The organism is Streptomyces sp. NPDC050264 (genome assembly GCF_040655895.1).
GTDB lineage: Bacteria > Actinomycetota > Actinomycetes > Streptomycetales > Streptomycetaceae > Streptomyces.
The window spans coordinates 16,087-40,548 of sequence record NZ_JBFAKV010000003.1; the positions used below are offsets into that span (position 1 = coordinate 16,087).

General features: G+C 69.8%; 23 protein-coding genes and 1 pseudogene. 13 read left to right on the top strand and 11 right to left on the bottom strand.

The window, feature by feature from the left end; translation table 11 throughout:
- Window positions 1–63 precede the first annotated feature (63 nt).
- The 7 genes from AB0J02_RS05215 to AB0J02_RS05245 all read left to right on the top strand — a co-directional run bounded on the left by AB0J02_RS05215 (window position 64) and on the right by AB0J02_RS05245 (window position 6,432).
- Complete coding sequence (locus AB0J02_RS05215; protein ID WP_363192224.1) at window positions 64–1,239, top strand: betaine/proline/choline family ABC transporter ATP-binding protein; 1,176 nt, start codon at window positions 64–66, stop codon at window positions 1,237–1,239.
- 261 nt (window positions 1,240–1,500) lie between these two features.
- Entirely contained in the window at window positions 1,501–3,282 is a 1,782-nt protein-coding gene (locus AB0J02_RS05220; protein WP_363192225.1) for a phosphatidylglycerol lysyltransferase domain-containing protein, read from the top strand.
- Between the two features lie 58 nt (window positions 3,283–3,340).
- Window positions 3,341–4,204, top strand: a complete 864-nt coding sequence (gene folP, locus AB0J02_RS05225) for a dihydropteroate synthase (RefSeq protein WP_363192226.1) — start codon at window positions 3,341–3,343, stop codon at window positions 4,202–4,204.
- Window positions 4,201–4,731 (top strand): nuclear transport factor 2 family protein, encoded by a 531-nt coding sequence (locus AB0J02_RS05230; RefSeq protein WP_363192227.1) that lies wholly within the window; start codon window positions 4,201–4,203, stop codon window positions 4,729–4,731. Before folP ends, AB0J02_RS05230 begins: the two co-directional genes overlap by 4 nt.
- 210 nt (window positions 4,732–4,941) lie before the next feature.
- Entirely contained in the window at window positions 4,942–5,301 is a 360-nt protein-coding gene (folB, locus tag AB0J02_RS05235) for a dihydroneopterin aldolase (RefSeq protein ID WP_363192228.1), read from the top strand.
- Entirely contained in the window at window positions 5,298–5,897 is a 600-nt protein-coding gene (gene folK, locus AB0J02_RS05240) for a 2-amino-4-hydroxy-6-hydroxymethyldihydropteridine diphosphokinase (RefSeq protein ID WP_363192229.1), read from the top strand. Before folB ends, folK begins: the two co-directional genes overlap by 4 nt.
- A gap of 52 nt (window positions 5,898–5,949) precedes the next feature.
- Entirely contained in the window at window positions 5,950–6,432 is a 483-nt protein-coding gene (locus tag AB0J02_RS05245) for a DUF3180 domain-containing protein (RefSeq protein WP_363192230.1), read from the top strand.
- Between the two features lie 67 nt (window positions 6,433–6,499).
- On the opposite strand, the gene folE is transcribed toward AB0J02_RS05245, so the two are convergent.
- From folE to dacB, 6 genes are all read right to left on the bottom strand, one after another.
- Window positions 6,500–7,105 (bottom strand): GTP cyclohydrolase I FolE, encoded by a 606-nt coding sequence (gene folE, locus AB0J02_RS05250; protein WP_363192231.1) that lies wholly within the window; start codon window positions 7,103–7,105, stop codon window positions 6,500–6,502.
- Window positions 7,106–7,205: 100 nt separating this feature from the next.
- A complete protein-coding gene (ftsH, locus tag AB0J02_RS05255; protein WP_363192232.1) occupies window positions 7,206–9,221 on the bottom strand; it encodes an ATP-dependent zinc metalloprotease FtsH in 2,016 nt (671 codons plus the stop codon).
- Window positions 9,222–9,416: 195 nt separating this feature from the next.
- Complete coding sequence (gene hpt / locus AB0J02_RS05260; protein ID WP_164303328.1) at window positions 9,417–9,977, bottom strand: hypoxanthine phosphoribosyltransferase; 561 nt, start codon at window positions 9,975–9,977, stop codon at window positions 9,417–9,419.
- A 54-nt stretch (window positions 9,978–10,031) separates the two neighbouring features.
- Window positions 10,032–11,039: a tRNA lysidine(34) synthetase TilS gene (gene tilS, locus AB0J02_RS05265; RefSeq protein ID WP_363192233.1), complete on the bottom strand. Its 1,008-nt coding sequence runs from the start codon at window positions 11,037–11,039 to the stop codon at window positions 10,032–10,034.
- Between the two features lie 200 nt (window positions 11,040–11,239).
- Window positions 11,240–12,385 carry a zinc-dependent metalloprotease gene (locus AB0J02_RS05270; RefSeq protein ID WP_363192234.1) on the bottom strand — a complete coding sequence of 382 codons (1,146 nt, stop codon included), beginning with the start codon at window positions 12,383–12,385 and terminating at the stop codon, window positions 11,240–11,242.
- Between the two features lie 96 nt (window positions 12,386–12,481).
- A complete protein-coding gene (gene dacB, locus AB0J02_RS05275) occupies window positions 12,482–13,972 on the bottom strand; it encodes a D-alanyl-D-alanine carboxypeptidase/D-alanyl-D-alanine-endopeptidase (RefSeq protein ID WP_363192235.1) in 1,491 nt (496 codons plus the stop codon).
- An 86-nt stretch (window positions 13,973–14,058) separates the two neighbouring features.
- On the opposite strand from dacB, the gene AB0J02_RS05280 reads away from it, so the two are divergent.
- Both AB0J02_RS05280 and AB0J02_RS05285 read left to right on the top strand, forming a co-directional pair.
- On the top strand, window positions 14,059–14,550 hold the full coding sequence (locus tag AB0J02_RS05280; RefSeq protein ID WP_363192606.1) for an inorganic diphosphatase: 492 nt from the start codon (window positions 14,059–14,061) through the stop codon (window positions 14,548–14,550).
- Window positions 14,551–14,706: 156 nt separating this feature from the next.
- Entirely contained in the window at window positions 14,707–16,371 is a 1,665-nt protein-coding gene (locus AB0J02_RS05285) for a threonine/serine exporter family protein (protein WP_363192236.1), read from the top strand.
- 110 nt (window positions 16,372–16,481) lie between these two features.
- On the opposite strand, the pseudogene AB0J02_RS05290 reads toward AB0J02_RS05285, so the two are convergent.
- Window positions 16,482–17,105 (bottom strand): annotated as a pseudogene (locus AB0J02_RS05290) (VTT domain-containing protein); the annotation flags it as partial.
- A 182-nt stretch (window positions 17,106–17,287) separates the two neighbouring features.
- Window positions 17,288–18,049: a MerR family transcriptional regulator gene (locus AB0J02_RS05295; protein ID WP_363192237.1), complete on the bottom strand. Its 762-nt coding sequence runs from the start codon at window positions 18,047–18,049 to the stop codon at window positions 17,288–17,290.
- Window positions 18,050–18,182: 133 nt separating this feature from the next.
- Here AB0J02_RS05295 and AB0J02_RS05300 point away from each other — a divergent pair, with 133 nt between their 5' ends.
- The gene (locus tag AB0J02_RS05300) at window positions 18,183–19,481 is read left to right on the top strand and encodes an ion channel protein (protein ID WP_363192238.1); all 1,299 of its coding nucleotides are present in this window, start codon (window positions 18,183–18,185) and stop codon (window positions 19,479–19,481) included.
- Window positions 19,482–19,522: 41 nt separating this feature from the next.
- The gene (locus tag AB0J02_RS05305) at window positions 19,523–20,941 is read left to right on the top strand and encodes a glutamate decarboxylase (RefSeq protein ID WP_363192239.1); all 1,419 of its coding nucleotides are present in this window, start codon (window positions 19,523–19,525) and stop codon (window positions 20,939–20,941) included.
- A 12-nt stretch (window positions 20,942–20,953) separates the two neighbouring features.
- On the opposite strand, the gene AB0J02_RS05310 is transcribed toward AB0J02_RS05305, so the two are convergent.
- Window positions 20,954–21,568, bottom strand: coding sequence for a PadR family transcriptional regulator (locus AB0J02_RS05310; RefSeq protein ID WP_363192240.1), 615 nt, complete (start codon window positions 21,566–21,568; stop codon window positions 20,954–20,956).
- A 17-nt stretch (window positions 21,569–21,585) separates the two neighbouring features.
- Window positions 21,586–22,122, bottom strand: a complete 537-nt coding sequence (locus AB0J02_RS05315) for a DinB family protein (RefSeq protein WP_363192241.1) — start codon at window positions 22,120–22,122, stop codon at window positions 21,586–21,588.
- 342 nt (window positions 22,123–22,464) lie between these two features.
- Here AB0J02_RS05315 and AB0J02_RS05320 point away from each other — a divergent pair, with 342 nt between their 5' ends.
- Window positions 22,465–22,710, top strand: coding sequence for a DUF397 domain-containing protein (locus AB0J02_RS05320; protein WP_363192242.1), 246 nt, complete (start codon window positions 22,465–22,467; stop codon window positions 22,708–22,710).
- Between the two features lie 100 nt (window positions 22,711–22,810).
- Here AB0J02_RS05320 and AB0J02_RS05325 read toward each other — a convergent pair whose 3' ends face one another.
- A complete protein-coding gene (locus AB0J02_RS05325; protein ID WP_363192243.1) occupies window positions 22,811–23,302 on the bottom strand; it encodes an ATP-binding protein in 492 nt (163 codons plus the stop codon).
- Window positions 23,303–23,556: 254 nt separating this feature from the next.
- Here AB0J02_RS05325 and AB0J02_RS05330 point away from each other — a divergent pair, with 254 nt between their 5' ends.
- Entirely contained in the window at window positions 23,557–24,423 is an 867-nt protein-coding gene (locus AB0J02_RS05330; RefSeq protein ID WP_363192244.1) for a helix-turn-helix transcriptional regulator, read from the top strand.
- Window positions 24,424–24,462: the final 39 nt, after the last annotated feature.

The window sequence follows — 24,462 nt, forward strand, 5'->3', positions numbered from 1 at the left end:
CTTTACATGACCGCCGCGCCCGGGCATCCCCAACGCGGCCGCCATTCGGCAGAATGGGGTCTCATGATCCGGTTCGAGCACGTCAGCAAGCGGTACGCGGACGGCACCACTGCCGTCGACGACCTGTCCTTCGAGGTGAACGAGGGGGAACTCGTCACGCTCGTCGGCCCGTCGGGCTGCGGCAAGACCACGACGATGAAAATGGTGAACCGGCTCATCGAGCCCACCGAGGGCCGGATATTCCTCGACGGCGACGACATATCCACCATCGACCCGGTCCAGCTGCGGCGGCGGATCGGATACGTCATCCAGCAAGTGGGCCTTTTCCCCCACAAGACGGTGCTGGACAACACGGCGACCGTGCCGCACCTGCTCGGTGTCAAGCGCGCCACAGCCCGCGAGCGGGCGGCCGAACTGCTCGACCTGGTGGGCCTGGACCCGAAGACGTTCGGCGACCGCTACCCCGACCAGCTCTCGGGCGGGCAGCGGCAACGGGTCGGGGTGGCCCGGGCCTTGGCGGCCGATCCGCCGGTGCTGCTGATGGACGAGCCGTTCGGCGCGGTCGACCCGGTGGTGCGCGACCACCTCCAGACGGAGTTCCTGCGCCTCCAGCAGACGCTCGGCAAGACGGTCCTGTTCGTCACGCACGACATCGAGGAGGCCGTCCGCCTCGGTGACCGCATCGCCGTGTACGGGCAGGGCAGCATCGAGCAGTTCGACACCCCGTCGGCCGTCCTGGGCGCTCCCGCCACCGAGTACGTGGCCGACTTCGTCGGCGCCGACCGGGGCCTGAAGCGCCTCTCCGTGACGCCCATCGAGGAGGGCGACCTGGAGCAGCCGCCCGTCGTGCACCTCGACGACCCGCTGCCCAGGGACCTCGACGCCCGCTGGGCCGTCGTCCTGGACCACGACAACAACCTGCACGGCTGGATCTCCGCCGAGCACGCGCGCGCGGCCGCGCGGCAGGGCGGCGCGAAGGGCGACACCGTACGCGCCCACGCCCGCCGCATGGAGGCCTGGCTGCCGGTCGGCGCCTCCCTCAAGCAGGCGTTCGCGACGATGCTCCAGCACGACGCGGGCTGGATCGCGGTCATCGACGAGAACTCGGAAGGCCGCTTCCTCGGGGTGCTGACCCCGGCCAGGCTGCACGAGGCGCTGCGCCGTTCCACGGCCGCGGACGCCCGGGCCATCCCGCGCGCCGAGGTCGAACTGGAGACGGTGGAGCAGCTCATCAAGTAGCAGCCACTCCGCCCCCGCCTGCCGCTGGTCACTTGGCAGTTGACCACCTGTCAGATGACGCCCACCCCGACCCGTCGCACCCTTTGCGGTGATTTTCCGGCGGGGAGTGAACCCCGTTCCGCCTCGCGTCGTCCTAGAGGGCGCAAGTCGCGGATGCCGGATTTGGCACCGCGTTCACGTTTCTCCCAGAACCACGGGAATGCGATGTTCGTCGGGATGCATGCGGAAAGCCCGCGAGGGGTTCCGAGCCGGATGCGGCGCATGGTGCGCGGCCCCCGTCCGGAGGCGGTACCGGCCCTGATCGCCAGAGCCTGCATCCTGGCCGGGCTCCTGGACGTGGCGGCCGGTGTGTTCCCCCGCTTCCCGCACAGCCGGATGCACACCCTCGCCGAAGTGCTGCCGGGCATGCTCGGACCGTTCGCCGCTGCCCTGGCGCTCAGCAGCGGCGTTTTGCTGCTCCTGCTCGCGCACGGCCTGCGGCGGCGCAAGCGGCGGGCCTGGCGGGCGGCCGTGGTGCTGCTGCCGTTCGGTGCCTGCGCGCAGTTCGCGTACCGGCACTCGATCGCGGGCGTCGTCATCCCGCTGCTGCTCATGTGGCTGCTCACCAAGCACCGCGACCAGTTCGACGCCCTGCCCGACCCGCGCAGCCGCTGGCGTGCGCTGGCCAACTTCGTGCTCATGGGCGCCGGTTCGATCCTGCTCGGCCTCACCATCGTCAGCGTCCACCCCCGCCGGATCGTCGGCAGCCCGAGCCTGGCCGAGCGCCTCGAACACGTCCTGTACGGCATGTTCGGCGTCGACGGCCCCCTCGACTACGCGGGCCGCACCTCGAACACGGTCGCGTTCTCGCTCGGCGCGCTCGGCATGGTCACGACTCTCACCACGGTCTACCTCGCGTTCCGTCCCGAGCACCCCGCCGCGCGCCTCACCGAGGACGACGAGACGAAACTGCGCGCCCTCCTTGAGAAGCACGGCGCCCGCGACTCCCTCGGGCACTTCGCGCTGCGCCACGACAAGGGCGTGGTGTTCTCGCCCAGCGGCAAAGCGGCCGTCTGCTACCGCGTCGTGTCCGGCGTGATGCTCGCCGGCGGCGACCCCGTAGGCGACGTGGAGGCCTGGCCCGGTGCGATCGAGCGCTTCATGGACGAGGCACGGGCCCACTCCTGGACACCGGCCGTCATGGGCTGCTCCGAGACGGGCGGCGAGGTATGGACCCGCGAGACCGGCCTGACCGCGCTGGAACTGGGCGACGAGGCGGTGGTGGACGTCATGGATTTCTCCCTCACCGGGCGCGCGATGCGCAACGTGCGCCAGATGGTCGCAAGGATCGAGCGCCATGGCTACGAGACACGGGTGCGGCGCATCCGTGACCTCGCCCCCGCCGAGCTGAACCGCATCCGCCGTGCCGCCGAGGACTGGCGCGGCACCGACACCGAGCGCGGCCTCTCCATGGCGCTCGGCCGGATCGGCGACGCCACGGACGGCGCGTGCCTGATCGCGACGGCCCACAAGAGCGAGGAGAGCGGACCGGGCCCGTACAAAGACCTCAAAGCGGTCCTCCACTTCGTTCCCTGGGGCGCCGACGGCGTCTCCCTCGACCTGATGCGCCGCGACCGCGACGCCGACCCCGGCATGAACGAACTGCTGATCGTGGCCGCCCTCGAAGCCGCCCCGAAGCTCGGCATCACCCGCGTCTCGCTCAACTTCGCGATGTTCCGCTCGGCGCTCGCGCGCGGCGAGCGGATCGGCCCGGGCCCGGTCCTGCGGGGCTGGCGCGGGCTGCTCATGTTCCTCTCGCGCTGGTTCCAGATCGAGTCGCTCCACAGGTTCAACGCCAAATTCCGGCCCCGCTGGGAACCCCGCTTCGTGATCTACGGCTCCTCCAAGGACCTCCCGAGGATCGGCTGGGCGGCCATGCGGGCCGAGGGGTTCGTGACCCTGCACCTGCCGCACCCGCTGCGCCGCCGGACGCCGGAACCGCGGCCGTGCCCGCACGGGAATCAGGAACACAGGAGTCAGGGACACGGGGCACACGCCGCATAGGAGGCAGGCACCGCGCACACCGGCACAGGCACCCCCGAACCGGCTCTAGGCTGGACGCATGAGCACGTCGCAGGTCCACCGCGGCCACGTAGCCCACCTCCCCGTCTGGGACCGCTGCGCGGTCATGGGAGTCGTCAACGTGACGCCCGACTCCTTCTCCGACGGGGGCCGCTGGTTCGACACCACCGCCGCGATCAAGCACGGCCTCGACCTGGTCTCCCAGGGCGCCGACCTCGTGGACGTCGGCGGCGAGTCCACCCGCCCCGGCGCCACCCGGGTCGACGAGGACGAGGAGCTCAAGCGCGTCATCCCCGTCGTCCGCGGGCTCGCCGCCGAAGGCGTCACGGTCTCGGTCGACACCATGCGCGCCTGTGTCGCCGAGCACTCGCTCGCCGCCGGCGCGGCCCTGGTCAACGACGTCAGCGGCGGTCTGGCCGACCCGAGGATGGTCCCGGTCGTCGCCGCCGCGGGCGCCCCCTTCGTAGTGATGCACTGGCGCGGCTTCCTTCAGGGCGCCACCGTACGAGGCTCCTACAAGGACGTCGTCGCCGAAGTCGTGAGCGAGCTCCACGCACGCGTGGAGGCCATCATCGAGGGCGGCGTCGCCCCCGACCACATCGTCGTCGACCCCGGCCTCGGCTTCTCCAAGGAGCCCGGGCACGACCTCGCCCTGCTCGGCCATCTCGAACAGCTCCGCGCGCTGGGCCACCCGATTTTGGTCGCGGCCTCCCGCAAGCGGTTCCTGGGCCACGTACTGGCCGACGAGGAGGGCGCCCCGCCGCCCGCGCGGGAACGCGACGCAGCCACCGCCGCCGTCTCCGCGATCGCCGCGCACACCGGCGCCTGGGCGGTGCGCGTCCACGAGGTGCGGGCCACCGCCGACGCGGTCCGGGTGGCCCGCGCCGTCGAAGGAGCCCTGTGACCAGCACCGACACCCAGGCCGTCGACGACGCCAACCGCGCCTACTACGAGGCCATGGAGCGCGGTGATTTCGAGGAGCTGACCTCCCTGTGGCTGGCGCCCGAGGACGCCGCGTACGCCGAGGACGCGGACCCCGACGACGCCGAGGACACGTCCGTCAGCTGTGTGCACCCCGGCTGGCCGGTGCTCTCCGGGCGCGGCGAGGTGCTGCGCTCGTACGCGCTGATCATGGCGAACACCGAGTACATCCAGTTCTTCCTGACGGATGTGCGGATCAGCGTCGTCGCCGACACCGCCCTGGTGACCTGCACGGAGAACATCCTCAGCGGCGGCCCCGCCCCGGAGGACGGTGACGAGCTCGGCCCGCTCGTCGGACAGCGCGTCGTCGCGACGAATGTGTTCCGGCGCACCCGAGACGGCTGGAAGCTGTGGTCGCACCACGCGTCCCCGGTGCTCGCGGAGGAGGATGACGGCTCCGACGCCGCCGACACCGCAGGCAACTCGGAGGACGACGGCTCACCCGCCTGAGTGGGTGGGGGCCCCTGAACGGGCCGGAGATCCCGGCGCGGGGTTGGGTCCGTCACTGCCTGGGTATGGGCGGCTACCAGCCGGGGCGCCCCCGTCCAGAGCCCCCGCGAGCGAGTGATGTCAGTGCTCGCAGGTAGATTCGATCGAGGTCATCGCGTCGACCGCACATCGACGCGCCGGCCTCTACCGACGACTGCAGGAGTGATTCGCGTGGATCGTGTCGCGCTGCGCGGCCTCAAGGCCCGCGGGCACCATGGCGTCTTCCCCAAGGAGCGCGAGGAAGGCCAGACCTTCATCGTGGACCTGGTGCTCGGACTGGACACCCGGGCGGCGGCGGCCGACGACGACCTGGCGAAGACCGTGCATTACGGCATCGTGGCGGAGGAGGTCGTGGCCGTCGTCGAAGGCGAGCCGGTCGACCTCATCGAGACGCTCTCGGAGCGCATCGCCCAGACCTGCCTGAAGCACGAAGGGGTCCTGGAGGTCGAGGTCTGCGTCCACAAGCCGGACGCCCCGATCACCGTGCCCTTCGACGACGTGACCGTCACCATCACCCGGAGCCGAGGATGAATCAGACGCAGTTCGACCCGACCGTCCAGCCGGTTCCGACCTCCGTGGTGGAGCAGGTCGATGCCGCCGACACCACGCTCTCCAACCCGCAGCGCGCCGTGCTGTCCCTCGGCGCGAACCTGGGGAACCGTCTGGAGACCCTCCAGGGCGCCATCGACGCCCTGGAGGACACCCCCGGCGTCCGCGTCAAAGCGGTTTCGCCCGTGTACGAGACGGAGCCCTGGGGCGTCGAGCCCGGCAGCCAGCCGTCGTACTTCAACGCGGTGGTGGTCCTGAAGACGACCCTTCCGCCCGCCTCGCTCCTGGAGCGCGCCCACGCGGTCGAGGAGGCCTTCCACCGGGTACGGGACGAGCGCTGGGGCCCGCGCACCATCGACGTCGACATCGTCGCGTACGCCGATGTGGTCTCGGACGACCCGACGCTCACGCTGCCCCATCCGCGGGCCCACGAGCGGGCGTTCGTGCTGGCGCCCTGGCACGACGTGGAACCGGAGGCCCAGCTGCCCGGCCGCGGCGCCGTCGCCCAGCTGCTCGCCACCGTGACCCGCGACGGTGTGACGTCGCGCGCCGACCTGGAACTTCGGCTGCCCGAGTAATCGTTAAGGTCTAGCGGGCAGACCGAAGACACACGAGGGGCGAGCAACGGGGATGAAGCAACTGCGCATCAGGACTCTGGCCGGCCTCTTCGTGGTCGCCGGAGTGCTGTCCTGGGCCGGCGCCCGGCTGTGGGACTCGGTCGGCTCGCTGCCGCGGGTCCCGCCGGCCGCGCCCATCGTGCTGGCGGTGATCGCCGCGGTGCTGCTCGCGACGGCCCTGTCCATCCGCTCCCGGTTGCGCGCCCAGCGCGAGCGCCGGCCCGAGGCGAAGGGCGTCGACCCGATGATGGCCGCCCGCTCGCTCGTCTTCGGGCAGGCGAGTGCGCTGGTCGCCGCGCTGGTGGCGGGGATGTACGGCGGCACCGGCGCGTTCCTGCTGGAGTCCCTGGACGTCCCGGCCCGGCGTGATCAGGCGATCTACGCGGGGTTCTCGGTCCTCGCGGGTATCGCGGTGATAGCGGCGGCGCTCTTCCTGGAGCGCGTCTGCAAGCTCCCGGAGGACGACGACACAGAGGGCGCCGCGCCGGTCGCCTGAGGAGCTCGGCTCCTTGCGCGGCCCGCGCCGCGCATACCGCCGGTGCCGCGCATACCGCCGGTGCCGCTCAGCGCCCGATGATCAAGCTCATGGCCTCGGCGCGCGTGGCCGGATCCCGCAGCTGTCCGCGCACGGCCGACGTGATCGTCTTGGCCCCGTGCTTGCGCACACCCCGCATCGTCATGCACATGTGCTCGCACTCCACGACCACGATGACGCCGCGCGGCTCGAGGATCTCCATCAGGGAGTCGGCGATCTGCGTCGTCAGACGCTCCTGCACCTGCGGGCGGCGGGCGAAGACGTCGACGAGTCGGGCCAGCTTCGACAGGCCCGTGATCTTGCCGTCGGACGACGGGATGTAGCCGACGTGTGCGACGCCGACGAACGGCACGAGGTGATGTTCGCAGCTCGACTGGACCTCGATGTCCTTCACCAGGACCATCTCGTCGTGACCGAGGTCGAACGTCGTCGTCAGTACGTCCTCGGGCTTCTGCCACAGCCCCGCGAATATCTCCCTGTACGCGCGAGCGACGCGCGCCGGAGTCTCCCGCAACCCCTCGCGGTCCGGGTCCTCTCCGACCGCGATGAGCAACTCCCGCACGGCGTTCTCGGCTCGCTTCTCGTCGAACTCACCGATCAAGCCCTCGCCGTCCAGTGTCACCGGGTCGGTCATCTGGTGCCTCTTCCTCGTATGTACCGGCGCGGCAGCGCAAAAGGCCGCGTCCCCCACACCGTAAAGCGTGGGGGACGCGACCTGCATTCCGGGCCCTGAGTCAGCTCTCGGGGCGCTCTTCCTTCACCGTGTCCACCGGGGTGGTGGTTTCGATGGCGGGCGTCGACCCGTTCGCCCCGTTCGTCAGTGACAGCTCCTTGGGGGAGAGCACCGGCGGGCGGGTCGAGGGGGTGCGGCGGGAGGAGCCGGTCCACGCGGGGCGGGCCGGACGCTTCACGATCGGGGCGAAGATCTCAGCGATCTGCTCCTTGTTCAGCGTCTCCTTCTCGAGCAGCGCGAGGACCAGGTTGTCGAGAACGTCGCGGTTCTCGACGAGGATCTCCCAGGCCTCGTTGTGCGCGGTCTCGATGAGCTTCTTGACCTCTTCGTCGACGAGCGCGGCGACCTCTTCCGAGTAGTCGCGCTGGTGACCCATCTCGCGGCCCAGGAAGGGCTCCGAGTTGTCGCCGCCGAACTTGATCGCGCCGAGCCGCTCGGTCATGCCGTACTGCGTGACCATCGCGCGGGCCGTACCGGTGGCCTTCTCGATGTCGTTCGCGGCACCCGTCGTCGGGTCGTGGAAGACGAGCTCCTCGGCCGCGCGGCCGCCCAGCATGTAGGCGAGCTGGTCGAGCATCTCGTTGCGCGTGGTCGAGTACTTGTCCTCGTCCGGCAGCACCATCGTGTAGCCCAGAGCACGGCCTCGGGAGAGGATCGTGATCTTGTGGACCGGGTCGGAGTTCGGCGAGGCCGCCGCGACCAGGGCGTGACCGCCCTCGTGGTACGCGGTGATCTTCTTTTCCTTGTCCGACATGATCCGGGTCCGCTTCTGCGGGCCCGCGACCACACGGTCGATCGCCTCGTCGAGCGACAGGTTGTCGACCAGCTTCTTGTCCGAGCGCGCCGTGAGCAGCGCCGCCTCGTTCAGGACGTTCGCCAGGTCGGCACCGGTGAAGCCCGGGGTGCGGCGCGCGACGGCCGACAGGTCGACGTCGGGCGCGACCGGCTTGCCCTTCTGGTGAACCTTGAGGATCTCCAGACGGCCCTGCATGTCCGGGCGGTCGACCGCGATCTGCCGGTCGAAGCGGCCGGGACGCAGCAGCGCCGGGTCGAGGATGTCGGGCCGGTTCGTGGCGGCGATCAGGATCACGCCGCCCTTCACGTCGAAGCCGTCCATCTCGACGAGCAGCTGGTTCAGCGTCTGCTCGCGCTCGTCGTGACCGCCGCCGAGGCCGGCGCCGCGGTGGCGGCCGACCGCGTCGATCTCGTCGACGAAGACGATCGCCGGAGCGTTCGCCTTGGCCTGCTCGAAGAGGTCGCGTACACGGGAGGCGCCGACACCGACGAACATCTCGACGAAGTCGGAACCGGAGATCGAGTAGAACGGCACCCCGGCCTCACCGGCGACGGCCCGCGCGAGCAGCGTCTTACCGGTACCGGGCGGGCCGTAGAGCAGCACGCCCTTGGGGATCTTGGCGCCGACGGCCTGGAACTTGGCCGGCTCCTGCAGGAACTCCTTGATCTCGTGGAGTTCCTCGACGGCCTCGTCCGACCCCGCCACGTCGGCGAACGTCGTCTTCGGGGTGTCCTTGGTGATGAGCTTGGCCTTGGACTTCCCGAACTGCATGACTCGGGAGCCGCCGCCCTGCATCTGATTCATCAGGAACAGGAAGACGACCACGATGAGAACGAAGGGCAGCAGCGTCAGCAGGATGCCCACGAAGGGGTTCTGCTTCGACGGGGAAACGGTGTACCCGTCGGGGATCTGCTTGTCCTCGAACTTGGCCTGCAGATCCTTGGCCACCTCGACGCCCTGGTCGCCGATGTAGCTGGCCTGGATCTTGCTCGAGCCGTCGACCTTCTGGCCGTCCTTCAGCTCGGCCTTGATGGTGTTGTCGTCACCGGTGGTCAGCTTGGCCGACTTCACCTTGTTGTCGTTGATGGCCTGAATGACCTGGCCGGTGTCCACCGTCTTGTAGCCGCCGGACGAACCGACGACCTGCATCAACACGACCACGGCAAGGACGGCCAGCACGATCCACATGACCGGCCCACGGAAGTATCGCTTCACGTCCATCCATACGGAGCGATGACGCCCCGTCCCTCCTGCCATAGTGAGTTTGATAAGGCTTTTCGAAAGTGTTTGAAGAACTGTTCTTCGGACGGTACCCCAGCATTGTCACCCGACGCCGCAGGGGACGACCGACAAACGTGCCTTCGCATGCTCCAACGGCGGGGACCCCGTGAGGGTTCCCGGCCGCCTGACGCGTGCTCAGCCGCCGTAGACGTGCGGCGCGAGCGTGCCGACGAAGGGCAGGTTCCGGTACTTCTCGGCGTAGTCCAGGCCGTACCCGACCACGAACTCGTTCGGGATATCGAAGCCGACCCACTTCACGTCGATGTCGACCTTCGCCGCTTCCGGCTTGCGCAGCAGCGTGCACACCTCGAGAGAGGCGGGCTCGCGCGAACCGAGGTTGGTGAGCAGCCAGGACAGCGTCAGCCCGGAGTCGATGATGTCCTCGACGATCAGGACGTGCTTGCCCTTGATGTCGGTGTCGAGGTCCTTGAGGATCCGCACGACGCCGGACGACTGGGTGCCCGCGCCGTACGAGGACACCGCCATCCAGTCCATCGTGACGGGGGTGGACAGGGCGCGTGCCAGGTCCGCCATGACCATGACGGCGCCCTTGAGGACTCCGACGATCAGTACGTCCTTGCCCGCGTACTCCGCGTCGACCTTCGCTGCCAGCTCTGCGAGCTTCGCGTCGATCTCTTCCTTGGTGATGAGCACCGACTTGAGGTCGGTGCCCATGTCTTTCGCGTCCACCCGCATCACTTTCGGTCGTCCCACCGGCCGCACAGAGCCCACCGAGATCGTGGTCTCTCTTCAGCCTTGCCGGATCACCAGTCTGCCACCCTGCCGTTGGGCGACGACTTTGCCCGGGAGGTTGATCTCCCCCTGGCCGCGCCATCCGGTGATCAGGCGGTCCACTTCTTCGATGTGGCGGGCGAAGAGCGCGCCGGCCGGGGCGCCTGCCTCGATCGCGGCCCTGCGCAGGATCCGGCGGCGTACGGCGGGCGGCAGCGCGTAGAGCTTGGCGCATTCCAGGAGTCCGGCCGCGTCCCGTACGGAGGCGGCGGCCTGCTGGGCCCAGCTGTCCAGGGCATCGGCGTCGTCCCGGGAGAGCTGGGCCGTACGGGCGAGGGCCTCGACGACGCCCTTGCCGAGCGCCTTCTCCAGGGCGGGCAGTCCTTCGTGGCGGAGCCGCGACCTCGTATAGGCCGGGTCGGTGTTGTGCGGGTCGTCCCAGACGGGCAGGTGCTGCACGAGGCAGGCCTTGCGGGCGGTCTGCCGGTCGAGTCTGAGGAAGGGGCGGCGATAGCGGCCGTTGGCCCCTGAGACCGCGGCCATACCGGACAGCGAGCGGATACCGGAGCCGCGGGCGAGGCCGAGCAAAACGGTCTCGGCCTGGTCGTCACGGGTGTGGCCGAGCAGGACGCCGGCGGCGCCGTGGCGCTCCGCGGCGGCGTCGAGGGCCCCGTAACGGGCGTCGCGGGCGGCGGCTTCGGGGCCGCCGTCGCGGCCGACGTGGACGGCGATGGATTCGACGGGGTTCAGGCCGAGGGCGGTCAGGCGCAGGACGACATCCTCGGCACGACTGTCGGAGCCGGGCTGCAGACCGTGGTCGACGGTGATGCCACCGGCGCGGATGCCGAGTTTGGGTGCTTCGAAGGCGAGGGCCGAGGCGAGCGCCATGGAGTCGGCGCCGCCCGAGCAGGCGACCAGCACAAGAGGCTGTCCGCCGGAGGGGGGCTTGGATGGTGCGCTGAGGATGTCGTGGAGGACGCGGCGGACCGCCAGGCGTATCGCCGCGACCGCAGGATGGGGACCCATGTCCGGTTCCCTTCATTCCGTTGTCTAGGGGGGTGGGCGCCAGTAATTGAAATGGCTCAGTCGCTCAACGGTGATCCGGTGACTTCGGTCACGCAGAGTGTGTCGATGGTGACAGAGCCGAGCCATTCCCTGAGCATCGCACGCCTACCCACGGCCTACGGTCCCTCGGATGGGTGATCCTGAGTAATTATGGGCGCGGTCTACGGGGTGTCGTGAGCGCCGTCCGTCCTGTTGTGCACCCGCGCGACCCAGTCCGCGGGTTTGGCGATCTCCGCCTTGGTCGGGAGCGTGTTGGGCGACGTCCAGATCCGGTTGAAGCCGTCCATGCCGACCTCGTCGACGACCGCGCGCACGAAGCGCTCGCCGTCGCGGTACTGGCGCAGCTTGGCGTCGAGGCCGAGGAGCTTGCGCAGCGCCATGTCGAGCCGGGAGGCACCCTTCTGCCTGCGCTGTTGAAACTTCTCGCGGATCTCCCCGACCGTCGGGACGACCGCGGGTCCGACGCCGTCCATCACGAAGTCCGCGTGCCCTTCGAGCAGGGACATGACGGCGGTGAGGCGGGCCAGGATCTCGCGCTGGGCCGGGGACTGGACGAGCTCCACGAGGGAGCGTCCGCCGTCGTCCTCCTCGCCTTCGGGGCGGCCGCCGGCCAGCGACTGGGCGGCTTCTCTGATGCGCTCCAGGAACGTCGACGGGTCGACCTCGGTCTCGGCGAGGAACGACTGGATTTCGCCCTCCAGGTGGTCGCGCAACCAGGGCACGGCCGTGAACTGGGTGCGGTGCGTCTCCTCGTGCAGGCAGACCCAGAGCCTGAAGTCGTGCGGGTCCACGTCGAGTTCGCGCTCCACGTGCACGATGTTCGGCGCCACGAGGAGGAGGCGGCCGCCGCCGTTCGCCGCGGCCGGGAGATCGCGGCTCGCGGGGGCGAATGTCTCGTACTGGCCGAGGACGCGAGAGGACATGAAGGAAAGGAGCATGCCGAGTTCGACGCCCGTGACCTTCCCGCCGACCGCGCCGAGCACGGCGCCGCCGGGGCCCGACCGGCGTTCCTGCATCTTGTCGAGCAGGGGCTTGAGGATCTCGCGGAAGCCCTCGACGTTGGCCTTCACCCAGCCGGGCCGGTCCACGACGAGGACGGGGGTGTCGTGCACGTCTTCCGTGGCCATGCGCGTGTACGCGCGTACGTGCTCCTCGGAGGCCCTGGCGTGCCGGCGCAGCTCCGCGACGATGGCCCGTGCCTCGTCGCGGCTGACCTCTGGGCCGGGTCGTACGAGTCGGGTCGCGGTCGCCACCGCGAGATTCCAGTCGACCATCCCTGAAGAAGCAGCACCGCCGATGCTCGTCATGCGTCAACGGTACGTGACCCCTTCCGTACGTGAAGGGGGTTGAGCCCCGACCGACGCCCCACTTCCGCCCCGCTGCCCCCTAGGGGACGCCAGGGCTCAGCGGCAGCCGCAGTTGGCGACGGACGAGGCGAGGCGGTCGAGGACCGCCTGGGCCGATTGGGGGCCGGGGGCGTTCTGCGTCATGAACGCGAAGACGAGGAGCCGCCCGTCGGCGTCGACGACGGTGCCCGCGAGGGTGTTCACGCCGGTGAGGGTGCCGGTCTTGGCGCGGACGAGGCCGGTGCCCGAGGCGTCGGCCGGGTTCTCGTAACGGCTGACGAGGGTGCCGGTGAAGCCGGCGACGGGCAGGCCTGTGAGCACGGATCGCAGTTCGGGGTGGCCGGGCTCCGCCGCTTTGGCGAGCAGTCCGGTGAGGAGCCGGGCGGAGACCTTGTCGGTGCGGTCGAGGCCGCTGCCGTCGGAGAAGTGGGCCCCAGAGAGCGGGAGTCCGAGCGTGTTCAGCTGCTTTTCGACGGCCCGGCCCGCGCCGTCGAAGTCATGGCTCTCGTCGGCGGCGACGGCGGCCTGCCGGGCGAGGGCCTCGGCGATGTCGTTGTCGCTGTGCGTCAGCATGCGCTCGACCAGGGCGGAGAGCGGCGGTGACTCGACCTTCGCGACGTCCTCGGCCCGGCCGGACGCCTTGCTCGGGCCCGGGGCGCCGCTCTTGGTCTTGATGCCGCGCTCGTGCAGGAGGTCCGCGAATTTCTGTGCCGCCGACGCGGCCGGGTCCGCCGCGCGGGGGGCCGTTCCGCTGTTGGAGTCGTCGGTGCGGCCCTCGTCGGCCATGAGTGCGGTGACCTCGGAGAGGTTCTCGTTCGGGCCGATGGGGTGCGTGGTCGGCCCGGAGTACAGCGAGGTGTCGTATGTGAGGGTGACTTCGGTGGTGCCGCTCTTCTTGAGGGAGGCCGCCGTTTTCTCGGCGAGAGTGCGCAGGCTGGCGGCGCCGTAAGGATTCTTCTCACGGGCCGTCAGGGTCGGGTCGCCGCCGCCCACCAGGACGAGTTCTCCCGAGTCCTTCTCCAGGACCGTGCGGGTCGCGATGCGGTGGTCGGGGCCCGCCGCCGTCAGGGCCGCGACGGCCGTGGCCAGCTTGGTGGTGGACGCCGGGGTGAGGGCGTCCCCCGCGGACTTCCCGTAGAGCGTCTTTCCGGTGACGGCGTCGACGACCGCCGCCGTGCGGCGTGTTCCCAGCGACGGGTCCTTCAGGAGCGGCTCCAGGACGTCGGCCAGCGCGCGCCGCGTCGGGCCCGGCACCGACGCGCCGGGCGCGGCCAGGACCGCCGGAGCGCTGGGCGCGGCGGCCGGGGCCCCCGGAGCATCGCCGTGATCTGCGCCACCCCCGGCGTCCTGGTAGGCCGCGCGGTGCGCCTCGGCCTTACGCTGGCCGGATGCGTCCCAGGGACCGGTCGTGGCCACCACGACGGCCGTGAGGGCAAGGCCCACCGCCGTCGCGCCCGCCGTGACGTGTTTGGTCCTGCTCCTCGCAACCCACGTGGCAGCGGTCTTCGCCGCGCTCGTCAAGAGCTGCGAAGCCTTCGGCTCCGGCACCGCGGACCAGCCCCTTTCGCGATCACACACCTGCGTGAGGGACACTTAACCACCAGTCGTATGTGTTGATCATGGAGGAGCCACCGGTGGAGTTCGACGTCACGATCGAGATTCCGAAGGGATCGCGGAACAAGTACGAGGTCGACCACGAGTCCGGTCGGATCCGTCTGGACCGTCGTCTGTTCACCTCGACCGCCTACCCGACGGACTACGGCTTCGTCGAGAACACCCTCGGCGAGGACGGCGACCCGCTGGACGCCCTGGTCATCCTGGACGAGCCGACCTTCCCCGGCTGCCTCATCAAGTGCCGCGCCATCGGCATGTTCCGTATGACGGACGAGGCCGGCGGCGACGACAAGCTGCTGTGCGTCCCGGCGACGGACCCGCGGATGGAGCACCTGCGCGACATCCACCACGTCTCCGAGTTCGACCGCCTGGAGATCCAGCACTTCTTCGAGGTCTACAAGGACCTGGAGCCCGGCAAGTCCGTCGAGGGCGCCGACTGGGTCGGCCGTGTCGAGGCCGAGGCCGAGATCGAGCGTTCCTACAAGCGCGCTCAGGACCACGGCGGTCACTGACCGAATCGTTCACTGACGGGCCGCACGATCCCTGCCGGGGTCGTGCGGCCCGTTTGCGTATTCGTGCGCATACTGAGGCGTGGGGGAGGCAGACGACAGAGGCAGACCACTTACGTAGGCGTGCGAAGGGCGAGGAACCACAGAGGTGCCACACAGGTGACGGAACGGGAATCCGAGGCCCCGGAGGACCGCAAACCGCAGTCCGACGAGGCCCGCAGCCAGTTCACGCAGCCCATCGGGGTGTTGCCGTCGGCTCCTGTGGTGGAAGAGGAGTCCTCGGTCACCTCGGAGTTCGCGCTTCCCGACGGACTGAACGTGCAGGCGCCCGAGGCGGCCGACGCGGAGGGGTCCGCGTTCACGCCGCCGAAGACCTACAGCTCGCGGCAGTCGCCGGTCGCGTTCACCCCGGCGCACGGCATCCCCATGGTCAAGCTGACCAAGGAGGCGCCCTGGCAGGATCGGATGCGCACGATGCTGCGGATGCCGGTCGCCGAGCGGCCCTCGCCCGAACCGGCGCAGAAGCAGGACGAGGCCGGGCCCGCCGTACCGCGCGTGCTCGACCTGACGCTGCGTATCGGGGAGCTGCTGCTCGCCGGTGGCGAGGGCGCCGAGGACGTGGAGGCGGCGATGTTCGCCGTGTGCCGGTCCTACGGGCTCGACCGGTGCGAGCCGACGGTGACGTTCACGCTGCTCTCGATCACCTTCCAGCCGTCGCTGGTCGACGACCCGGTGACCGCGTCGCGCACCGTGCGCCGCCGCGGCACCGACTACAACCGGCTCGCGGCGGTGTTCCGCCTCGTCGACGACATCAGTGACGAGGACGACGAAGTCGACATCACGCTGGAGGAGGCGTACCGGCGGCTCGCGGAGATCCGACGCAACCGGCACCCCTACCCCGGCTGGGCGCTCACCGGGGCGAACGGTCTCCTGGCCGGCTCCGCCTCGATCCTCGTCGGCGGTGATCTCCTGGTGTTCGTCGCCGCGGCGATCGGCGCGATGCTGGGCGACCGGCTCGCGTGGCTGTGCGCGGGGCGCGGATTCCCGGAGTTCTACCAGTTCACGGTGGCCGCGATGCCGCCCGCGGCGATCGGTCTGCTGCTCACGCTCGCCGATGTGGACGTGACGGCGTCCGCGGTGATCACCGGTGGGCTGTTCGCACTGCTGCCGGGGCGGGCCCTCGTGGCGGGCGTGCAGGACGGGCTCACCGGCTTCTACATCACGGCCTCGGCGCGGCTCCTCGAAGTCATGTACTTCTTCGTCGGCATCGTCATCGGCGTACTGATCATGCTGTACGTCGGTGTGCAGCTGCACGCGCAGCTCAACCCCGACGCGGCGCTGACGCCCCACGCGCGGCCGTACTGGCAGATCGCCGCGTCGATGGCGCTGTCGCTGGCGTTCGCCGTGCTGTTGCAGCAGGAGCGCTCGACCGTGCTCGCCGTGACGCTCAACGGGGGTGTGGCGTGGATCGTCTACGGGGCGATGCACGACGTGGGCGACATCTCGCCGGTCGCCTCCACCGCGGCGGCGGCCGGGCTCGTCGGCCTGTTCGGGCAGTTGTTCTCGCGGTACCGGTTCGCGTCGGCCCTGCCGTACGTCACGGCCGCGATCGGGCCGCTGCTACCCGGTTCGGCGACGTACTTCGGGCTGCTCGGCATCGCCCAGAGCAATGTGAACGACGGGCTCGTCTCGCTGTCCAAAGCGGCCGCGCTGGCGATGGCCATCGCGATCGGGGTGAATCTGGGTGGCGAGATCTCCCGGCTCTTCATCCGCTCGCCCGGGGCGGCGAACCGCCGGGCGGCGAAGCGGACGCGGGGCTTCTAGCCCGGCGTCCGGGGCCCGGCGCCCTTCGGGAGCTACCGCTTGGCGTGCCGGCCGCGCTGGGCCGGGGTCTGCCCGGCGTCCGCGAGGCCCGGCTCCGCCTGGGCCGCCGCCTTCTTCGCCTTGCCGCGTGCCCGTAGGAACTCGATCGCGATCGGTACGACCGAGACCAGGACGATCAGGATCAGGATCGCCTCGATGTTCTTGTGAACGAACTCGATGTTGCCCAGCCAGGAGCCGAGCAGCGTCACGCCCGCGCCCCACAGGACGCCGCCGATCACGTTGAACGTGATGAACGAGCGGTACTTCATGCCGGAGACGCCCGCGATGATCGGCGTGAACGTGCGGACGATCGGCACGAAGCGGGCCAGGACCAGCGACTTGGGGCCGTACTTCTCGAAGAACTCGTGCGCCTTCTGCACGTTCTCCTGCTTGAAGAGCTTGGAGTCCGGGCGCCGGAACAGCGACGGGCCGACCTTCTTGCCGAAGAGGTAGCCCGCCTGGTCGCCGAGGACCGCGGCGACGCAGATCAGCGCGACCGCCGCCCACAGGGGGAAGTCCAGGGTGCCCGCGGTGATCAGCAGGCCGCAGGTGAACAGCAGCGAGTCGCCCGGCAGGAAGAAGCCGATCAGCAGACCCGACTCGGCGAACACGATCAGCAGCAGACCCCAGATGCCGAACGTGTTCAGCAGGTGGTCCGGGTCAAGCCAGCTGGGTCCGAGAGCAAGCGTCGTCACGGGCGTCACGGGTCCGGGCTCCTGAGGGGCTTGAGAAACAGAATGGAACTGACCAGAGCAATGGTCGACCAAGGCAATGGCGCTGCAAAGTTATCAACGCCGATCGACCTTTCCAGGTTCCAGTGGCCTTCTCAGGATGCACTGTGCGTCAACTGTGGCAAACCTGTCGGTATGCGCAGGCGCTACGCCGTGTGCCGGGCGGCGTTCGCGTGGATCGCGTCGCGCAGGTGCTCGGCGACGCCCTCGCCCATCGAGTCGTAGAACGCCTTGAAGCGCTCATCGGCCACATACATGTCGCCCAGACAGACGTGCATCCCGTACGGGCACTCGTAGAACCACGTCGAGATGTGCGCGCGGTGCTCCTCCGCCAGGTCCATGGCGCGTTCGCCCGCCGCGTCCTCGCCGGCGGCGACGAGGGCCGCGTAGCGCGCGCTCCAGTCGTCGACCTCGGCCTGCAGCCGCTTCCAGTCGGCCTTCGTGTAGCGCGCGGCCCGCCGCTGCGACTCGGCGTACTCCTGTGTGCCGCCCCAGCGCTGCTCGGCCTCCTCCGCGTACTGCTCGGGGTCCTTGTCGCCGAAGACCTCGAACCGTTCCTCCGGGGTGAGCTGGATTCCCATCTTCTGTGCCTCCATGGCGTGTTCGACGGCTTCGGCCATCTTCTGCAGTCTCTCGATACGGGCGAGGAGCACCTCGTGCTGACGCCGCAGGTGGGCGCGCGGGTCCGTCGTCGGGTCGTCGAGCAGGGTCTGGACCTCGTCCAGCGGGAAGCCGAGTTCCCGGTAGAAGAGGATCTGCTGGAGCCGGTCCAGGTCGGCCTCGCCGTAGCGGCGGTGACCCGCGTGGTTGCGTTCGCTCGGGACGAGCAGGCCGATCTCGTCGTAGTGGTGCAGGGTGCGCACCGTGACGCCGGCGAATCCGGCCACCTGGCCCACCGAGTGGCTCATGCGCCGCGCCTCCTGATGTGTGGGTCGTCTGCCGTACGTGGTTCAGCGTGGGCCCTCACGTCACGTGAGGGGCAAGGAGGTCGCGCGAATCCTTCCGGGTGTTATGCCCAGAATGTCCGCATAAAGTGGCGCCGTGAGCAATGAAGCCGCCGTCGCGCCGCCACCACCCGCCCCGCCCGCGGTCTCCGCTCGCACCCTGCTGCCCCTCGTCGCCCCCGCTCTCGTGGTGGGCGTCGGATGCAGTCTGCTGTTCCTCGCGGTGAGCGGGGCCGCCGAGAAGCTGCAGGACGTGCTCTGGACGACCCTGCCCGACGCGCTCGGCATCGGCGGGTACGGGTCGCTGTGGATGATCGTGATGCTCACCCTCACGGGGGTCCTGGTCGGGCTCGTGGTGTGGCAGGCGCCCGGGCACGCCGGGCCCGATCCGGCCACCCTCGGCCTGGGCGGCGAGGAGCCGCTGCCGCCGTACGTGCTGCCGGGTCTGATCGTCGCGACGGCCCTGATGCTCGCGGGCGGGCCCAGCCTCGGCCCGGAGAACCCGATCATCGCCACCAATGTCGCGGTGGCGTTCTGGCTCGGCCGCAAGGTGCTGCCGAAGGCGCCGGGCACGCTGTGGGTGTCGCTCGCCTCGGCCGCGACGCTGGGCGCCCTGTTCGGCACACCGGTCGCCGCGGCGCTGGTCGTCTCCGAGGCGCTGGCCGGCAAGCCGATGCCGATCAAGGGCTCGCTGTGGGACAACCTCTTCGCGCCGCTGCTCGCCGCCGCGGCGGGCGCGCTGACCACGACACTGGTCGCCTCCCCCTCCTTCGACCTGGGGCTGCCGCCGCTCGGCCGGCCCGGCTGGGGCGATCTGCTGGCCGCGATCGTGGTGTCCTGCGCGGCCGCCGCGCTCGGCATGGCCGCCGTCTACGCGTTCCCCCACGTCCACGGCGCCTTCGGGCGGCTGCGGCATCCGATGCTGATGCTGCCGCTGGGCGGGCTCGTGCTCGGCCTGCTGGGTGCGCTCGGCGGGCATCTGACGCTCTTCAAGGGGCTGCACGAGGTGGGCGAGCTGGCCGCCGACCCCGAGGGCTGGTCGGCGGGGCAGTTCGCCGTGATGACCGTCGTGAAGCTGGCCGCGCTGCTGGTCGCCGCGTCCTGCGGGTTCCGCGGCGGACGGATCTTCCCGGCCGTGTTCGTCGGCGCCGCGTTCGGGCTGTGCGCGCACGCGCTCGTACCCGGAGTGAACGCGTCGGTCGGCATCTCGGCGGGCGTCCTCGGCATGCTGCTCGCGATCACCCGGCAGGGCTGGGTGAGCCTCTTCACGGCCGCCGTGCTCGTCGCCTCGCCCGCGGTCCTCGCGCTCATGTGCATCGCATCATTGCCCGCTTGGCTCCTGGTGACGGGACGGGCACAGATGCAACTCTCGGAGGACGGTACGTCGTTGCACTGAGCCACTCGCCATGTCCCGCCGCCCACCGAGGAGTTACCGACATGTCGCCGCTGCATCAGAGCCCGTCCGACAAGCCCGACGAGCGCCGCCTCTCCGTCAACCCCTTCTACGCGGAGGCCGATCCGACGGCCGGGATGACGGACGCGCCGCCCAAGCACCACCTTCCCGACAAGCCGCTCGCGCCCACGACCGCGTACCAACTCGTCCACGACGAGCTGATGCTGGACGGGAACTCGCGGCTGAACCTCGCCACCTTCGTCACCACGTGGATGGAGCCGCAGGCCGGCGTCCTGATGGCGGAGTGCCGGGACAAGAACATGATCGACAAGGACGAGTACCCGCGCACCGCCGAGCTGGAGAAGCGCTGCGTGGCGATGCTCGCCGACCTGTGGAACGCGCCGGACCCGACGGCCACCGTCGGCTGTTCGACGACCGGGTCCAGCGAGGCGTGCATGCTCGCCGGGATGGCGCTCAAGCGGCGCTGGACGCAGAAGAACGCGGACCGCTACCCCTCCCGCGAGGCCCGGCCCAACCTCGTCATGGGCGTGAACGTGCAGGTCTGCTGGGAGAAGTTCTGCAATTTCTGGGAGGTGGAGGCCCGTCTGGTGCCCATGGAGGGCGAGCGTTTCCACCTCGATCCGGCGGCCGCGGCCGAGCTGTGCGACGAGAACACGATCGGTGTCGTCGGGGTCCTCGGCTCCACCTTCGACGGGTCGTACGAGCCGATCGCCGAGCTGTGCCAGGCGCTCGACGCCCTGCAGGAGCGGTCGGGCCTGGACATCCCGGTGCACGTGGACGGGGCCTCGGGCGCGATGGTGGCGCCGTTCCTCGACCCCGACCTGGTCTGGGACTTCCGGCTCCCGCGCGTGGCCTCCATCAACACGTCGGGCCACAAGTACGGTCTCGTCTATCCGGGTGTCGGCTGGGCCCTGTGGCGCACGGCGGACGCCCTCCCCGAGGAACTCGTCTTCCGCGTCAACTACCTGGGCGGCGACATGCCGACGTTCGCGCTGAACTTCTCGCGCCCCGGGGCCCAGGTGGTCGCCCAGTACTACACGTTCCTGCGCCTGGGCCGCGAGGGCTACCGGGCGGTCCAGCAGGCCACCCGTGACGTGGCCCGGGGCCTCGCCGAACGCATCGAGGCGCTCGGCGACTTCCGCCTCCTCACGCGGGGCGACCAGTTGCCGGTCTTCGCGTTCACGACCGTGCCGGAGGTGACGGCGTACGACGTGTTCGACGTGTCGCGGCGGCTGCGGGAGAAGGGCTGGCTGGTCCCGGCGTACACGTTCCCCGCGCACCGGGAGGACCTGGCGGTGCTGCGGGTGGTGTGCCGCAACGGGTTCTCGGCGGATCTGGCGCAGCTCCTGATCGAGGACCTGTCCCGCCTGCTGCCGGAACTGCGGCACCAGCCGCATCCCTTCACCCGGAACAAGGAGGCCGCGACCGGGTTCCACCACTAGGGCCCTGCGATTTCAGATCGCGTACGGGTTCTCCTGCCCGTCCGCGAGTACGCCCACGAACGGTTCGCCCTCGCCCGCGAAGGTGTAGGCGCCGCCCTCGATGCGGCCGATCAGGCTCCGGGTCCACTCGGCTCCCGTGTCGGCGGAGAACACCCAGTAGTTCATGATCTCGCCGATGTGGCCGAGCTGTCCGGGGCCGTTCTCGGGCGTGTAGTAGTCGGTGACGGAGCCGCGCCACTTCTCGATGCGGCGCACCCGCTCCCTGAGCAGCGCGACGGCCTCCTCGCGCGGCAGGTCCACCATGAAGCCGAGCGCGGCCGCGAGGATGTCGGGCCGCTGGTCGTACGCGGTCAGCGACGCGCGGAGCAGGGTCAGGTACTCCTCCGTGCCCCGCTCCGTGATCTCGTACTCGGTGCGCGGCGGGCCGCCGGCCGTCGACGGTGCGATCTCGTCCGCGACCAGCAGTCCCTGCTTCGCCATCTGCTTGAGCGCGTGGTAGATCGAGCCCGGCTTGGCGTTGGACCACTCGTGGGCGCCCCAGTACTCCAGGTCGCCGCGCACTTGGTAGCCGTGTGCGCGGCCGTGCTGGCGTACGGCCCCGAGGACCAGGAGGCGGATCGCTGACATGCGGCCAGCGTAGGACGTCAGCTGCGGGCGAGTGCCACCAGCTCGAACGCCGTCCTGCCGTCCAGCGACTCCCGGATGATGTCGGCGTGGCCCGCGTGCCGGGCGGTCTCGCGGATCAGGTGGAGGCCGAGCCAGCGCACCGAGACCGCGGGGCAGCCGAAGAACCACGGGTCGGGCGGCAGCGGGAAGGTGTCGTCCAGGCTGGGAGCCGCGTGGAAGAACTCCTCGGTGCGCCGGGCCACGTCGTCGTAGTGGTCGAGGACCTGCTTGACCGTCTCGTCGCCGACCAGGCGGAAGCTGTCGCCCCAGGTCTCGGCGGTGCGCTCGATGTCGGGGGCGATCTGCTGGGCCCGCGCGATCCAGCCCTGCTCGACCTCGGCCACGTGCTTGAGGAGGCCCGCGAGGGAGAGTTCGCCGGCGCTCGGCCTGGAGGAGGCCTGTTCGTCGGTGAGGCCGAGCAGGGCCCGGCGGATGCCGCCGCGCTGTTCGGCGATGAAGGCGAGCAGGGCGCCGCGCTCGTCGCCGCGGGCTTCGGGGTTCACGTGCATGACCATGACGGCCACCTCTCGTCCTCGGATCGTCCTCGTCGGCCTGGGCTTGTTCCGACACAGATGAAGGTACGAGCCATGTAGGTCAGGTCCTGGCCGCCTTCCCGGTCGGCCCACCGGCCAGGGAAGATCAAGTTCGGTGGATCGCGGGCGCATGCCGTGCGCTCGTCGGGGCAGACGGCCGATAGTTGTGACCGTGCGGCCACCAGACATGCACGTGCATCTGCCCATGCATCGGGCATATGAACGCAGCTATGCTCCTGCACAGATAGGACAGTTGGTCCTTGCACACGTGCCTGTCGCAGGGTCAGGCCGGTCCACAGTCACAGCACCACCGGGGAGCGAACCGTGCACCACGACGTGTACAACGGCATGGCGGCCACGGAGCTCCACGGAGTGGTCTGGCAGAAGAGCAGGCACAGCAACTCACAGGGTTCCTGCGTGGAGTTCGCCAAGTTGCCGGGCGGCAGGGTGGCCGTGCGCAACTCCAACTTCCCGGACGGGCCCGCACTCGTCTACACGCCGGCCGAGATCCAGGCTCTGCTGCTCGGCGTCAAGGACGGCGAGTTCGACCACCTGATCTCCGACGCCTGACAACGGGCGCCCGGCAGAGGGCCGGGGCCGAGACCGGCGACGCGCGTAGATTTCGGGCCCGACTGCGCCTACTCGTCCGTACGTTGGGACGAGCCCGTGTTCATAGCCTGAACAGGGCCCAGACCACTTTTCCGCTCAGCGTTCCGGCCAGCGGATGCCAGCCCCAGCTGTCGCTGAACGAGTCGACGAGAAACAGGCCGCGCCCGGACTCCGCCGAGAAGTCACCGTCGACCTCGCCGGCCACCGGGCTGTCGTTGCTGGGGTCGCGCACCGCGCACACCACGCGCGACGCCCACCGCATCAAGTGCAGCCGCACCGGCGGATCCTGGCCATAAGGGGTGTCCGCGGGGAGCGCGTGCCGCAAGGCGTTGGTGACCAGCTCCGAGACCACCAGGCAGATGTCGTCGAAGCGCTCCGGGACGTCCCAGTCGGCGATCGTCCTGCGGGTGAACTCCCGTGCGCAGCGCACCGCTTCGTACCGGGCGGCAAGGGAGCAGGAGGCGGCGCCGGCGACAGCGGAGGGGTCGAGTGGAGGCAGGCCCTGCCTTAACGCATCGAAAGGCTCGAGCATGGCCGATCCGTTCGTCCCCATGCGAGGCACTCCCCAGATTCGCAGTACACAGCGAGCGGTGGTGTCGACCATCGTTCCGAATGCGTACAGCGGATGCAAGGGCAGATGCACGTGCACGCGCCGGAGTTGAGCACTCCATACCCTTTCTTGCTCATTTCTTCCTACGACTTCTTGCGCCGGTCTTTCGTGATCTTTCCGTTTCTGTAACCGAACGAGTACGGGGTGGAGCGTTTAATGGCAGACTTCGGCCCTTGAACCGAAGGGGAGGCAGAGACGTGAGCGCTGGGGATCCGGGCGGATCGGTAGTGCGGCGCATTCTGTTGGGCTCGCAACTGAGGCGCCTGAGGGAAGCGCGCGGCATCACGCGAGAGGCCGCCGGTTACTCGATCCGCGCCTCCGAATCCAAGATCAGCCGCTTGGAGTTGGGACGGGTGAGCTTCAAGGCGAGAGATGTCGAGGACCTGCTGACCCTGTACGGGGTGACCGACGAGGCCGAGCGCGGCGCGCTGCTCTCGCTCGTCAAAGAGGCCAACGTCGCGGGCTGGTGGCACAGTTACTCCGATGTGCTGCCCGGCTGGTTCCAGACATACATCGGTCTCGAAGGTGCCGCGTCACTGATCCGCGGGTACGAAGCACAGTTCGTGCACGGCCTGTTGCAGACCGAGGCCTACGCGCACGCGGTGATCGAGCGCGGCATGGGGGGCGCCCCCCGGGAGGACGTCGACCGGCGGGTGGCGCTGCGCCTCGCGCGGCAGAAGGTACTGGTCGCGGAGCGGGCGCCGGACGTCCGACTCGTCCTGGACGAGGCCGCGTTGCGCCGGGTGCACGGCGGCCCCGAGGTGATGCGCGGCCAGCTGGAGCACCTGGTCGAGGTGGCGCAGTTCCCGCACGTGACGCTGCAGATCATGCCGTTCAGCCATGGCTGGCACGCCGGCGAGTCCGGCACCTTCACGCTCCTCACCTTCCCGGAGTCCGACCTCTCGGACCTCGTGTTCCTCGAACAGCTCACCAGCGCCCTGTACTTGGACAAGCGCGAGGACGTCACGCAGTACGAGAAGGCGATGGCGCGGCTGCAGGAGGAGTGCCCCTCACCGGAGCTCAGCCTGGAGCTGCTGCGACGTATCGCGACCGAATTCGCTTAAACACAACACCAGTTGGTTGAAATCTGACTGCAACTGAGC